Source organism: Zoogloea sp., assembly GCF_041908905.1.
GTDB lineage: Bacteria > Pseudomonadota > Gammaproteobacteria > Burkholderiales > Rhodocyclaceae > Zoogloea.
This window is the reverse complement of record NZ_JAYREK010000034.1, coordinates 25,774-37,905: the sequence shown is the minus strand read 5'-3', so window position 1 is coordinate 37,905 and position 12,132 is coordinate 25,774. Positions and strand designations below refer to the sequence as shown.

At 68.9% G+C, this 12,132-nt stretch carries 11 protein-coding genes and 1 riboswitch; of the genes, 8 read left to right on the top strand and 3 right to left on the bottom strand.

Annotated elements, in window-relative coordinates; all coding sequences use genetic code 11:
• The 3 genes from ACE3OU_RS15160 to ACE3OU_RS15150 all read left to right on the top strand — a co-directional run.
• Positions 1-1,041 (top strand): nucleotide sugar dehydrogenase (locus tag ACE3OU_RS15160; RefSeq protein ID WP_374242386.1); only part of this gene is annotated, 1,041 nt, incomplete at its 5' end.
• Complete coding sequence (locus tag ACE3OU_RS15155) at positions 1,029-1,955, top strand: lytic transglycosylase domain-containing protein (RefSeq protein ID WP_374242385.1); 927 nt, start codon at positions 1,029-1,031, stop codon at positions 1,953-1,955. The genes ACE3OU_RS15160 and ACE3OU_RS15155, both read left to right, overlap by 13 nt.
• Positions 1,956-2,007: 52 nt before the next feature.
• Entirely contained in the window at positions 2,008-2,745 is a 738-nt protein-coding gene (locus tag ACE3OU_RS15150; RefSeq protein WP_374242384.1) for a serine protease, read from the top strand.
• 66 nt (positions 2,746-2,811) lie between these two features.
• Here the strand turns inward: ACE3OU_RS15150 and gcvP are convergent, their stop codons facing one another.
• From gcvP to gcvT, 3 genes are all read right to left on the bottom strand, one after another.
• A complete protein-coding gene (gcvP, locus tag ACE3OU_RS15145) occupies positions 2,812-5,703 on the bottom strand; it encodes an aminomethyl-transferring glycine dehydrogenase (RefSeq protein ID WP_374242383.1) in 2,892 nt (963 codons plus the stop codon).
• Between the two features lie 162 nt (positions 5,704-5,865).
• Positions 5,866-6,243 (bottom strand): glycine cleavage system protein GcvH, encoded by a 378-nt coding sequence (gene gcvH / locus ACE3OU_RS15140; protein ID WP_374242382.1) that lies wholly within the window; start codon positions 6,241-6,243, stop codon positions 5,866-5,868.
• A gap of 53 nt (positions 6,244-6,296) precedes the next feature.
• Positions 6,297-7,385 carry a glycine cleavage system aminomethyltransferase GcvT gene (gcvT, locus tag ACE3OU_RS15135; RefSeq protein WP_374242381.1) on the bottom strand — a complete coding sequence of 363 codons (1,089 nt, stop codon included), beginning with the start codon at positions 7,383-7,385 and terminating at the stop codon, positions 6,297-6,299.
• Positions 7,386-7,578: 193 nt separating this feature from the next.
• Positions 7,579-7,674: riboswitch (glycine riboswitch) on the bottom strand.
• A gap of 53 nt (positions 7,675-7,727) precedes the next feature.
• Here gcvT and ACE3OU_RS15130 point away from each other — a divergent pair.
• The 5 genes from ACE3OU_RS15130 (at position 7,728) to ACE3OU_RS15110 (ending at position 12,034) form a co-directional block, all read left to right on the top strand.
• Positions 7,728-8,615, top strand: a complete 888-nt coding sequence (locus ACE3OU_RS15130; protein WP_374242380.1) for an alpha/beta fold hydrolase — start codon at positions 7,728-7,730, stop codon at positions 8,613-8,615.
• Positions 8,612-9,451: a 3',5'-nucleoside bisphosphate phosphatase gene (locus ACE3OU_RS15125; protein ID WP_374242379.1), complete on the top strand. Its 840-nt coding sequence runs from the start codon at positions 8,612-8,614 to the stop codon at positions 9,449-9,451. Before ACE3OU_RS15130 ends, ACE3OU_RS15125 begins: the two co-directional genes overlap by 4 nt.
• 22 nt (positions 9,452-9,473) lie before the next feature.
• Positions 9,474-10,097, top strand: coding sequence for an L-threonylcarbamoyladenylate synthase (locus tag ACE3OU_RS15120; RefSeq protein WP_374242378.1), 624 nt, complete (start codon positions 9,474-9,476; stop codon positions 10,095-10,097).
• A 65-nt stretch (positions 10,098-10,162) separates the two neighbouring features.
• The gene (locus tag ACE3OU_RS15115) at positions 10,163-10,822 is read left to right on the top strand and encodes a site-2 protease family protein (protein ID WP_374242377.1); all 660 of its coding nucleotides are present in this window, start codon (positions 10,163-10,165) and stop codon (positions 10,820-10,822) included.
• A gap of 9 nt (positions 10,823-10,831) precedes the next feature.
• The gene (locus ACE3OU_RS15110; RefSeq protein WP_374242376.1) at positions 10,832-12,034 is read left to right on the top strand and encodes a tryptophan--tRNA ligase; all 1,203 of its coding nucleotides are present in this window, start codon (positions 10,832-10,834) and stop codon (positions 12,032-12,034) included.
• The last annotated feature ends 98 nt before the right edge of the window (positions 12,035-12,132 follow it).

The following is a 12,132-nucleotide window of genomic DNA, read 5'->3' as shown; positions in this document are numbered from 1 at the left end:
ACCCCGGTGGACGAGGCCCACCAGCCCGACTTCACCCCGCTGGTCAAGTCGAGCGAGAGCGTCGGCAAGTACATGAAGAAGGGCGCCATCGTGGTGTACGAATCCACGGTGTACCCCGGCGCCACCGAAGAAGTGTGCATCCCCATCCTCGAGAAGTTCTCGGGCATGAAGTGGAAGCAGGACTTCAACGTCGGCTACTCCCCCGAGCGCATCAACCCGGGCGACAAGGAACGCACCGTCACCAAGATCATGAAGGTCGTCTCCGGCGACACCCCCGAGACCCTCAAGATCGTCGCCGACACCTACGCCTCGGTGATCACCGCTGGCGTGTATCCGGCCAGTTCCATCAAGGTTGCCGAAGCCGCCAAGGTCATCGAGAACACCCAGCGTGACCTCAACATCGCGCTGATGAACGAGCTCGCGGTGATCTTCCACAAGATCGGCATCGACACCCTCGAAGTGCTCAAGGCCGCCGGCACCAAGTGGAACTTCCTGCCCTTCCGTCCGGGCCTGGTGGGCGGCCACTGCATCGGCGTCGACCCGTACTACCTCACCCACAAGGCCGACATGCTGGGCTACCACCCGCAGGTCATCCTGGCCGGCCGTCGCATCAACGACAGCATGGGCAAGTACGTGGCCGAGCAGACCGTCAAGCAGATGATCCAGAACGGCCATAACATCAAGGGCGCCGACGTGATCGTGCTGGGCCTGACCTTCAAGGAAGACTGCCCGGACCTGCGCAACAGCAAGGTGATCGACGTGATCAACGAGCTGAAGACCTACGGCTGCAACGTGCACGTGCACGACCCGGTGGCCGAGTCCGCCGAGGCCGAGCACGAATACGGCGTCAGCCTCACCGCCTGGGACAAGCTGCCGCGCGCAGCGGCGATCGTCGGCGCGGTGGCCCACAAGCAGTACAGCCAGATGGGTGTCGGCCAGCTGTGCGAGAAGCTCGTCCCGAACGGCGTGTTCGCCGACGTGAAGAGCTTCTACGATCCGGCGGCGCTCGAAGCGGCCGGGGCCAAGGTGTGGCGGCTTTGATCCAGGCCCGCGCCGCGGCCCGGCGGCTGGCTTCGTCCCTGCTCCTCGCCGGCGGTCTGGCTGGCGGAGCCTGGGGGGCGGAGGTGACCGAGCCGGCCGCGGACCCACGCCTGCTCGTCGAGCAGGCGCTGGCCTTCGAACACGGCGAGGGCGTCCCCCGCGACCCGGAGCACGCCGCCGAGCTGTATTGCGACGCGGTGCGGCTCGGCAGCGCCGAGGCCATGTACAACCTCGGCTGGATGTACGCCAACGGCCGCGGGGTGACGCGGGACGATGCCTACGCGGCGACCCTCTTCGAGATGGCGATCGTGAAGGGCCACCCGGGGGCGGAGAAGGGGCGTCGGCTGGCGGGGGAATACACCGGGGCCGTGCCCGAGTGCCTGAAGCCTGCCACGGCGCGCACCGCCTTCGCCTTCTCGTCCACCCGCGAGAACTGGGATACCCAGAAATATCTGGCCTCCCTGCCCGAGCGCAAGAAGCGTGTCGTCGAGCTCATCACCACGCTGGCACCGCGTTTCTCCATCGAGCCGCGGCTGGCGCTGGCCATCGCGACCACGGAATCCAACTTCGACTCCAGCGCCGTCTCGCCCAAGAGCGCGATGGGCGTGATGCAGCTGATCCCCGAGACGGCGAGCCGTTTCAACGTCAAGGACAGCTTCGACCCGGTCGAGAACATCAAGGGCGGACTCGCCTACCTGCGCTGGCTGCTGGCCTACTATCGGGGCAACGTGGCCTTGGCGGTGGCCGGCTACAACGCCGGCGAAGGGGCGGTGGACCGCTACAAGGGCGTGCCGCCCTACAAGGAAACCCAGAACTACGTGCGGCGCATCCTGGCTTTCTTCCCACGCACCGAGCACCCCTTCGATGCCGGCATCGCTGCCGCCTCGCCCGCGCTGCAGGCCCTGGGGCGCTGAAGCTCCGGCGAGCCCCGCGCACCGTACCCGGATGGGCGCGGCAGCGAGGCGGATGGGGGCTTTTCTGGTGCTGTGCGCGCTGCTTCCGTTGCCTTCCCTGGCGGATTTTCCGGGCACCGTTGCCCGGGTCAAGCGGTCGGTCGTGGCGGTGGGCACCTACATTCCCGCCGGCAGCCCCGGCTTTCGTTTTCTCGGTACGGGCTTTGTCGTCGGCGACGGCAACCGGGTGGTGACCAACGCCCATGTGCTGGCGGCGGTGCCCGAGGGGAGCGAGGAGCGGCTGGTGATTGCGCTGCCGGGCAGCGGGCGGGTGGTGGCGCGGCCGGTGCGGCAGGTGGCGTCAGATCCGGACCACGACCTGGCCCTGCTGGGCTTCGATGGCCCGCCGATGCCGGCGCTGACCCTGGGTGACTCGAACGCCGTGCGTGACGGTCAGGATGTGGCGATGACCGGCTTTCCGCTGGGGGGCAGCATCGGCATCGTGCCGGTCACCCACAAGGGCATCGTTTCGGCGCTCACGCCGGTCGGCCAGCCCCTGGCGACGGCGCGACAGCTGGACAGCAAGACGGTCCGCCGCCTGTCGGTCGGCAACTATCAGGTGCTGCAGCTCGACATCGTGTCCTATCCGGGCAACAGCGGCAGCCCGCTCTATGACCCGGACAGCGGCGAGGTGCTGGGCATCCTCAACATGGTCTTCATCAAGGGCACCAAGGAAACGGCGCTGACCAACCCGTCGGGGATTTCCTACGCCATCCCGGTCAATTTCCTGAAACCCTTGCTGGCCCCCTGAGCCCGGGCGGGGTCGGGGGGCATGGGCGGATGACGGGATGCGTCGTGCATCCCGCGGGTTCCCGACTCAGGCCAGCTCGTCCATCGGCACGCAGGCGCAGAAGAGGTTACGGTCGCCGTACACGTCGTCGATCCGGTTCACGCTCGGCCAGAACTTGTTGTCGCGCACCCAGGCGAGGGGGAACACCGCTTCTTCGCGGGAGTAGGGGCGGTTCCACTCGCCGATGAAGTCGGCCTGGGTGTGGGGGGCGTTCTTCAGCGGGTTGTCGTCGGCGGGCAGGCGGCCTTCCTCGATGGCGCGGATCTCGTTGCGGATCGCCACCATCGCGGCCACGAAGCGGTCGAGCTCGCCCTTGTCCTCGGATTCGGTGGGCTCGACCATGATCGTGCCGGCCACCGGGAAGGACATGGTCGGGGCATGGAAGCCGTAGTCCATCAGGCGCTTGGCGATGTCGACCTCGCTGATCCCGGTGGCTGCCTTGATCGGGCGGATGTCCAGGATGCACTCGTGGGCGACCCGGCCCTGGCTGCCGGTGTATAGCACCGGGTAGTGGGCCTGCAGCTGGCTGGCGATGTAGTTGGCGTTGAGGATCGCGACTTCGGTGGCGCGCTTGAGGCCGCGGCCGCCCATCATCGTGATGTACATCCACGAGATCGGCAGGATGCTCGCCGAGCCGAACTGGGCGGCGGACACCGCGCCCTGGCCGGCGTTGGGGCGATCTTCGGCGCCGGTGGCGGCCACCACGTGGTCGGCCATGAAGGGCGCCAGGTGGGCCTTGAGGCCGATCGGGCCCATGCCCGGCCCGCCGCCGCCGTGGGGGATGCAGAAGGTCTTGTGGAGGTTCATGTGGCTCACGTCGGCGCCGATGGCGGCGGGCGAGGTGAGGCCGACCTGGGCGTTGAGGTTGGCGCCGTCCATGTACACCTGGCCGCCATGTTGATGCACGGTGGCGCAGATCTCGCGGATGGCTTCCTCGAACACGCCGTGGGTGGACGGGTAGGTGATCATCAGCGCGGCGAGCTTGTCGGCGTGCTGGGCGGCCTTCGCCTTGAGGTCGGCGAGGTCCACGTTGCCGTTGTCGTCGCAGTTGACCACGACCACCTCCATGCCGCACATCTGGGCGGTGGCGGGGTTGGTGCCGTGGGCGGACTTGGGGATCAGGCACACGCTGCGGTGGGCGTCGCCGCGGGCGGCGTGGTAGCGGCGGATCGCCACCAGGCCGGCGTACTCGCCCTGGGCGCCGGAGTTGGGCTGCATGCAGATCGCGTCGAAGCCGGTGATCACCCGCAGCTGCGCGGCGAGGCCTTCGATCATCTCGAGGTAGCCGGCGGTCTGGTCGGCGGGCGCGAAGGGGTGGATGTCGGCGAACTCGGGCCAGGTGACGGGGATCATCTCGCTGGTGGCGTTGAGCTTCATGGTGCACGAGCCCAGGGAGATCATCGAGTGGTCGAGGGCCAGGTCGCGGTTCTGCAGGCGCTTGAGGTAGCGCAGCATCTCGTGCTCGGTATGGTGGGTGTTGAACACCGGGTGGGCCAGGATGGCGTCGCCGCGCAGCAGGCTCTCGGGCAGGTTGCCGCCGCGGGCGGCGACGGCGGCGTCTAGGCTGGCCACGTCGGCGGCCGCGCCGAAGGCCTGGAGCAGGGCGGCGATGTCGTCACGGGTGGTCTTTTCGTCGATGGACACGCCGAGGGCCTCGCCGTCGACGAGGCGCAGGTTGTAGCCGGCGGCCTGGGCGGCGGCGTAGAGGGCGGCGGTGCGCTCGCCGGTGTCGACCTGCAGGGTGTCGAAGAAGGTGTCGGAGGCGAGCGCGAAGCCGGCCCGGCCGAGGCCCTCGGCCAGCATCGCGGCCAGGCGGTGGACGCGCGCGGCGATGCTGCGCAGGCCCTCGGGGCCGTGATAGACGGCGTACATGCCGGCCATGTTGGCCAGCAGCACCTGCGAGGTGCAGATGTTGGAGTTGGCCTTCTCGCGGCGGATGTGCTGCTCGCGGGTCTGCAGGGTCATGCGCAGGGCGGTCTTGCCGCGGGCGTCCTTGGAGACGCCGATGATGCGGCCCGGCATCGAGCGGACGTAGGCTTCGCGGGTGGCGAAGAAGGCCGCGTGGGGGCCGCCGAAGCCCAGCGGCACGCCGAAGCGCTGGGCCGAGCCGAGGGCGATGTCGGCGCCCATCTGGCCGGGCGACTTGAGCAGCACCAGGGCCAGCAGGTCGGTGGCCACGGCGACCACGGCGCCCTTGGCCTTGAGCTGGGCGATCGGGGCGGACAGGTCGGTGACGGCGCCGCGCTGGTCGGGGTATTGCAGCAGCGCGCCGAACACGTCGTGGTGGGCCGCGTCGGCGGCCGGGCCGATGATCAGCTCGAAGCCGAAGTAGCCGGCGCGGGTGCGCAGCACGTCGAGGGTCTGCGGGAAGACGCCGTCGTCGACGTAGAAGGCCTGGCCCTTGGCCTTGGAGATGCGGCGGGCCATGGCCATCGCCTCGGCGGCGGCGGTGGCCTCGTCGAGCAGCGAGGCGTTGGCGAGCTCGAGGCCGGTGAGATCGATGACCATCTGCTGGTAGTTCAGCAGGGCTTCCAGGCGGCCCTGGGAGATCTCGGCCTGGTAGGGCGTGTAGGCGGTGTACCAGCCCGGGTTTTCCATCACGTTGCGCAGGATGACCTTGGGCGTGAGGGTGTCGTAGTAGCCCATGCCGATGAGGGACTTCTTGACCACGTTCTTGCCGGCGATGGCCTTGAGGCGCGCCAGGGCCACGTGCTCGGCCGTCGGTTCGCCCAGGGCCAGCGGCGCCGGCAGGCGGATGTCGGCGGGCACGGTCTGGCCGATCAGGGTGTCCAGGCTGTCCACGCCGAGGGCGGCGAGCATGGCGGGCAGCTCGCTGGCGCAGGGGCCGAGGTGACGGCGGATGAAGTCGTCGCCCTGTTCAAGGGTGGCGAGCGGGGCGGAGAGAAGGGTCTTCGACATGGGGGAGCTCTGTTGTCGGGTGATGGCGCCCGGCCTGCAGCGCCCGGAGGGCGGGGCCAGGATCGGCATGGGGTGCTTTCAGGCCCGGCCCCGGGCCTGAAAGGCTTTTGCTTTCAAGGCCGCGTCGGCGGCCGGTGACGCGATGCCGGGCTGGCGGCGGGCTCAGCCGATGGCGGCTTCGTAGCCGGCGGCGTCGAGCAGGCCGTCCACGTCGGCGGCGTTGGCGGGCTTGATCTTGAACAGCCAGGTGCCGTAGGCGTCGGCATTGACGGATTCGGGGGCGTCGACGGCTTCCTGGTTGGAGGCGATGATCTCGCCGGCGACCGGGGCGTAGATGTCGGAGGCGGCCTTGACCGATTCGATCACGGCGATGGCCTCTTCGGCCGCGACGACACGGCCGGCGTCCGGCAGCTCGAGGAAGACTACGTCGCCGAGGGCTTCCTGGGCGTGGTCGGTGACGCCGATGGTCAGGCTGCCGTCAGCCTCGACGCGGATCCACTCGTGGGAGGCGGTGTAACGCAGGTTGGCGGGGATGCTCATGGGGTGTCCTTAAAAATCAAGAAGAATGGGGTTTGAAAAGAAATCGGGTGGGTTCAGACCAGGGCCTGGCCCTTGCGGACGAAGGATGCCTTGACGACCCGGGCCTTGAGCCGCTTGCCGCGGATGTCCACCTCGACCTGGTCGCCGACGGCGACGCCGAGGGGCAGGCGGGCCATCGCGATGGCCTTTTCGAGGGTCGGCGAGAAGGTGCCGCTGGTGGTTTCGCCCTCGCCGTGGGCGGTGAACACGGTTTGATGGGACCGCAGCACGCCCTTGTCCTCGAGTACCAGGCCGAGCACCTGGCGGCTGGCGGGCTTGGCGAGGAGGGCGGCCTTGCCGACGAAGTCGCGGGCAGCGTCGGAGAAATCGACCGTCCAGGCGAGGCCGGCGTCGAGGGGCGAGATGCTCTCGTCCATGTCGTTGCCGTAGAGGGCCATGCCGGCCTCGAGGCGCAGGGTGTCGCGGGCGCCGAGGCCGCAGGGCTTGACGCCGGCGGCCACGAGGGCGTCCCAGGTGGCGGCGGCCTGATCGGCGGGCAGGGTCAGCTCGAAGCCGTCCTCGCCGGTGTAGCCGGTGCGGGCAATGAAGAAGTCACCCCAGGCGGCGGCCTGGAAGGGCTTGAGGCCGCTGCTGGCCGCCTCGCTGCCGGGGAGCGCGGCCCAGGTCCTGGCGCGGGCGTTGGGGCCCTGCACGGCGATCATCGCCAGGTCGCGGCGGACGGTGAGGGTCGCATCGAACCCGCCCGCGGCCAGGTGGGCCTGCATCCAGGCCACGTCCTTGTCGGCGGTGCCCGCGTTGACGACGATGCGCCAGCGGGTGGCGGACAGGTAATAGACGATGAGGTCGTCGATCACGCCCCCTTCGGGGTTCAGCATGCACGAGTACAGCGCCTTGCCCGCCTCGGTGAGCTTGGCCACGTCGTTGGCGATGAGGCTGCGCAGGAAATCACGGGCGCCGGCGCCGGCCAGGTCGAGGGCCAGCATGTGGGAGACGTCGAACATCCCGGCGTCGCGGCGGACGGCATGGTGTTCCTCGATCTGGGAGCCGTAATTGACAGGCATGTCCCAGCCGGCAAAATCGACCATGCGGGCGCCGGCGGCGACGTGGGTGGCGTGAAGGGGGGTGTGGTGGGGGTGGGGCATGGCGGTCTCCGGCAGCTATCGACTCAGTGTAGAAAAACAAAAGGGCCACCGCGACCTATGATCGCGGTGGCCCCATCTGTCCTTTATACCTGAGAGATTGCAGCCGCCGCGATCCATCGCGACGCGCGCTGCGTGCCCCTTCGGTGGATGCAGCCGGCTGCGCCAGCGCGGTGCATCACTCTCCAGATTCTTGATTCGTCGGCGGTCCTTTTGCCTGAGCGGTTCCGGGGGTTGCGCCTTCGGCGGCCCACCGGCTTTACGCAGGCGGGCTCTCTCCCACACGACGCGCGCACCTTACCACCGGCCGGCGGGCGGCGGCAAGGGTCTGATACACTCGTGCAGATGGAGATCTCCCTGAAACCTGCCCGGAGCCGCTACCTGAGCGTCCGGGGCCTGCGCTACCATCTGCGCGAGTGGGGCCCCGAGGGGGCGCCGAAGCTCTTCATGCTGCACGGCTGGATGGATGTCTCGGCGTCCTTCCAGTTCATCGTCGATGCCCTGGAGGCCGACTGGCACGTGATCGCGCCCGACTGGCGCGGCTTCGGGCTCACCGAATGGTGCGGGGATTCGTACTGGTTTCCCGACTACCTCGGTGACTTCGACGCGATCGCCCGCAGCCTGGCGCCGGACGAGCCGCTGCGCCTGGTGGGCCACAGCCTGGGCGGCAACGTGGCGTCGCTGTATGCGGGGGTCAGGCCGGCGCGGGTGTCCCACGTGGTGGCGCTGGATGCCTTCGGCCTCGCCGACACGCAGCCCGGGCAGTCGCCGGGCCGGCTCGAGAAATGGCTGCACGAACTCGAGCGGCCGGTTAGCTTTCGGGCCTATCCCGACCGGCAGGCCCTTGCCGCACGGCTGATGGCCGACAACCCGCGGCTCACCGCGGCCCGGGCGGCCTTTCTTGCCGGGCACCTCGGTGTCGCGTCGGAGGAGGGCGGGGTTCGTCTTGCTGGCGATCCGGCCCATCGGCGGGTGAATCCGGTGCTCTACCGGCGTGCCGAGGCGATGGCGGTATGGCGTCGAGTGGTGGCACCGGTGCTGTGGGTGGAGCCGGCCGAGCCCGAGCTGCGCCGCAAGCTCGGTGTGAGCGACGCGGCCCACGCCGAGGCGCGCGCCTGTTTTGCTGATTTTCGCGAGGTGCAGGTGGCCGAATGCGGTCACAACCTGCATCATGACCAACCGGACGTCGTTGCCCGGATCATCGAGCCATTCTTGTTGTCAAAGGGATCATGAACGCCTTCAACGCCGACCTGCATTGCCACTCGACCGCCTCCGACGGCACTCTCCCGCCCGCCGCGGTGGTGCGACGCGCCCAGGCCAACGGGGTTGATCTGCTGGCCCTCACCGACCACGACGAGCTGCTCGGCCTCGCCGAGGCGGCGGCCGAGGCGGCCGACATCGGCCTGCGCTTCGTGCCGGGGGTCGAGATCTCGGTGTCGTGGCTGGACCAGACCCTGCACATCGTCGGCCTGGGGGTTGATCCGGCCAACGAGGCCCTCGTGGCCGGCCTGGCCCAGGTGCGCGGCGGCCGCGACGGGCGTGCGATGCGCATCGGCGACGAGCTGGCGCGGATCGGCATCGCGGGGGCCTTCGAGGGCGCGCTGCGCTACGCCGGCAACCCGGCCCTGCTGAGCCGTGCCCATTTCGCCCGCTACCTTGTCGAGGTCGGCGTCGCGAAGAACGTCCATGACGTTTTCCTGCACTACCTGGCCCGCGGCAAGCCGGGCTACGTCGAACACGTGTGGGCCACCCTCGAGGATGCGCTGGGCTGGATCAAGGGGGCCGGCGGGCTGGCGGTGATCGCCCACCCGGGGCGCTACCGCCTCAGCTGCGCCGAGATGAACATCCTCTTTGAAAAGTTCTGCGACCTGGGCGGCGACGCCGTCGAGGTCTCCTGTGGCGCCCACGACGGAGGCCAGGTCCTGGCCTTCGCCCGGCTGGCCCGCAAATACGGCCTGCTGGCCTCGCGGGCGTCCGATTTCCATGGCCCCGAGGACAGCCTCATCGACCTGGGGCGCGCCTCGCCGCTGCCGCCCGATCTCACGCCGGTGTGGACCCGGCTGGTGTAGTCACTCCGTTTCCCGTTGAATCATGGCCCAATTTTTCTCCGTACATCCCGAACAACCGCAGCTGCGCCTGATCAAGCAGGCAGCCGAGATCATGCGCAAGGGCGGCCTCGTCGCCTTTCCCACCGACTCCGCCTACGCCCTCGGCGGCCTCACCGGCGACAACGCCCTGCTGGCGCGCATCCGGCGCATCCGCGGCGTGGACGAGCGGCATCACTTCACCCTGATCTGCCGCGACCTCTCCGACCTGGCCACCTACGCGCGGGTGGATAACAGCCAGTACCGGCTGCTCAAGGCGACCACCCCGGGGCCCTACACCTTCATCCTCGAAGGCACCAAGGAGCTGCCGCGCCGGGTGCTGCACCTCAAGCGCAAGACCATCGGCCTGCGGGTGCCCGACCATCCGGTGGTGGCGGCCCTGCTCGCCGAGCTGGGCGAGCCCATGCTCAGCTCCACCCTGCTGCTGCCCGACGAGGAGGCGCCGCTCACCGACGCCGAGGACATCCGCGAGCGCCTCGAGAAGGAGGTCGACCTGATCATCGAGGCCGGCCCCTGCCGCGGCGAGGCCACCACCGTCATCGACCTCACCAGCGGCACGCCCGAGCTCGTCCGCGAAGGGCGGGGCAGCCTTGCGCCCTTCGGGCTGTGAGTGCACGCCGGGACGGGGCTTTGCGCCGGCTCTGTTAGAATCGCGGCCCCGCTCGGACCGACTCCATGCAAGACTTCATTTCGACGCTGACCATCTGGGCGCTGCCCGTCCTGTTCGCCATCACGCTGCACGAGGCGGCCCACGGCTATGCGGCCCGGCACTTCGGCGACCGCACGGCGGAGCTGGCGGGGCGCATCAGCCTCAACCCGCTGCGCCACATCGACCCGATGGGGACCATCGTGGTGCCGGCCCTGATCCTCGTCACCAGCAGCCTGGCGGCGGGTTCGGCGATGCTCTTCGGCTGGGCCAAGCCGGTGCCGGTCAATTTCGGCCGCCTCCGCAACCCCAAGGCCGACATGCTGTGGGTGGCCGCCGCCGGCCCGCTGGCCAACCTGGCGATGGCGATCGGCTGGGCCCTGCTGTTCCGGCTGGCGGTGATGATGCCCGAGAGCGACTACGCGATCCCGATGGCCCGGATGGCCGATGCCGGCATGCAGATCAACGCGGTGCTGATGATGCTCAACCTGCTGCCGCTGCCGCCCCTCGACGGCGGGCGCATCGCGGTGAGCCTGCTGCCCGCCGGCCCGGCCTACAAGTTTGCCCGGCTCGAGCCCTATGGCTTCCCGATCCTGCTGCTCCTGCTGTTCACGGGTATCCTTGGCGACATCCTCGGCCCGCTGGTGGCCATCTTCCGTTTTGTTCTCGCAATCGTTTTTGGACTTTGACAATCGATCATGTTCGCTGAACGCGTCCTCTCCGGCATGCGCCCCACCGGGCGGCTCCACCTCGGCCACTACCACGGCGTCCTGAAAAACTGGGTCAAGCTGCAGGCCGAGTACCCCTGCCTGTTCTTCGCGGCCGACTGGCATGCGCTGACGACCGACTACGACAACCCGAAGGGCATCGAGGCCAGCGTCTGGGAGATGATCGTCGACTGGCTGGCGGCCGGCGTCGACCCGGCCCAGGCCACCATCTTCATCCAGTCCCGCGTCCCGGAGCACGCCGAGCTGCACCTGCTGATGTCGATGATGACGCCCCAGGGCTGGCTCGAGCGCGTCCCCACCTACAAGGATCAGCAGGAGAAGCTTTCCCACAAGGACCTGTCCACCTACGGTTTCCTGGGCTACCCGCTGCTGATGAGCGCCGACATCCTGATCTACCGCGCCGACAAGGTGCCGGTGGGCGAAGACCAGCTCCCCCACGTGGAGTTCACCCGCGAACTCGCGCGGCGCTTCAACCACATGTACGGCCGCGAGCCCGGCTTCGAGGAGAAGGCGAAGGAGGCCATCAAGAAGCTCGGCTCCAAGCGCGCCAAGCTCTACGAAGAGTTCCGCACCCGCTTCCAGCAGAACGGCGACGAAGAAGGCCTGGCCCTCGGCAAGGCGCTCCTCGAGGAGACCCAGAATCTTTCCATGGGCGACCGCGAGCGGCTCTACGGCTACCTTGAAGGCAGCGGCAAGATGATCCTCGTCGAGCCCGGCGCGCTGCTCACCGAAGCCTCGCGCATGCCCGGCCTCGATGGCCAGAAGATGTCCAAGTCCTACGGCAACACGATCTTCCTGCGCGAGGAGGCCGACTCGCTCACCAAGAAGATCCGCACCATGCAGACCGACCCGGCGCGGGTCCGCCGCACCGATCCGGGCGACCCGGAGAAGTGCCCGGTGTGGCAGTTCCACGTGATCTACTCCGACGAGCCGACCCGCAACTGGGTGACCCAGGGCTGCAAGAGCGCCGGCATCGGCTGCATCGAGTGCAAGCAGCCGGTCATCGACGCCGTGCTCAAGGAGCAGGACGCCATGCGCGAGCGCGCCCAGCCCTACCTCGACGACCCGAGCCTCGTGAAGAGCATCGTCGCCGACGGCTGCGACAAGGCCCGCAAGCTGGCCCAGGAAACCATGCGCGAAGTCCGCGACGCGATGGGGCTGAGCTACAGCTGATGGGTGCTGCCTTGCCCCGGTGCGCCTTCCGTCCTTGGAGGTGCGCCGATCGCGTGCTAGTCTTCGCCGGAGTTGCCGGGTGAGCGCCGTCGCCGACG

Coding starts and splice junctions, on each gene's coding strand:
- ACE3OU_RS15150 (WP_374242384.1), top strand. CDS start 2,008: ATGGGGGCTTTTCTGGTGCTGTGCGCGCTGCTTCCGTTGCCTTCCCTG.
- gcvP (WP_374242383.1), bottom strand. CDS start 5,703: ATGTCGAAGACCCTTCTCTCCGCCCCGCTCGCCACCCTTGAACAGGGC.
- gcvH (WP_374242382.1), bottom strand. CDS start 6,243: ATGAGCATCCCCGCCAACCTGCGTTACACCGCCTCCCACGAGTGGATC.
- gcvT (WP_374242381.1), bottom strand. CDS start 7,385: ATGCCCCACCCCCACCACACCCCCCTTCACGCCACCCACGTCGCCGCC.
- ACE3OU_RS15130 (WP_374242380.1), top strand. CDS start 7,728: ATGGAGATCTCCCTGAAACCTGCCCGGAGCCGCTACCTGAGCGTCCGG.
- ACE3OU_RS15125 (WP_374242379.1), top strand. CDS start 8,612: ATGAACGCCTTCAACGCCGACCTGCATTGCCACTCGACCGCCTCCGAC.
- ACE3OU_RS15120 (WP_374242378.1), top strand. CDS start 9,474: ATGGCCCAATTTTTCTCCGTACATCCCGAACAACCGCAGCTGCGCCTG.
- ACE3OU_RS15115 (WP_374242377.1), top strand. CDS start 10,163: ATGCAAGACTTCATTTCGACGCTGACCATCTGGGCGCTGCCCGTCCTG.
- ACE3OU_RS15110 (WP_374242376.1), top strand. CDS start 10,832: ATGTTCGCTGAACGCGTCCTCTCCGGCATGCGCCCCACCGGGCGGCTC.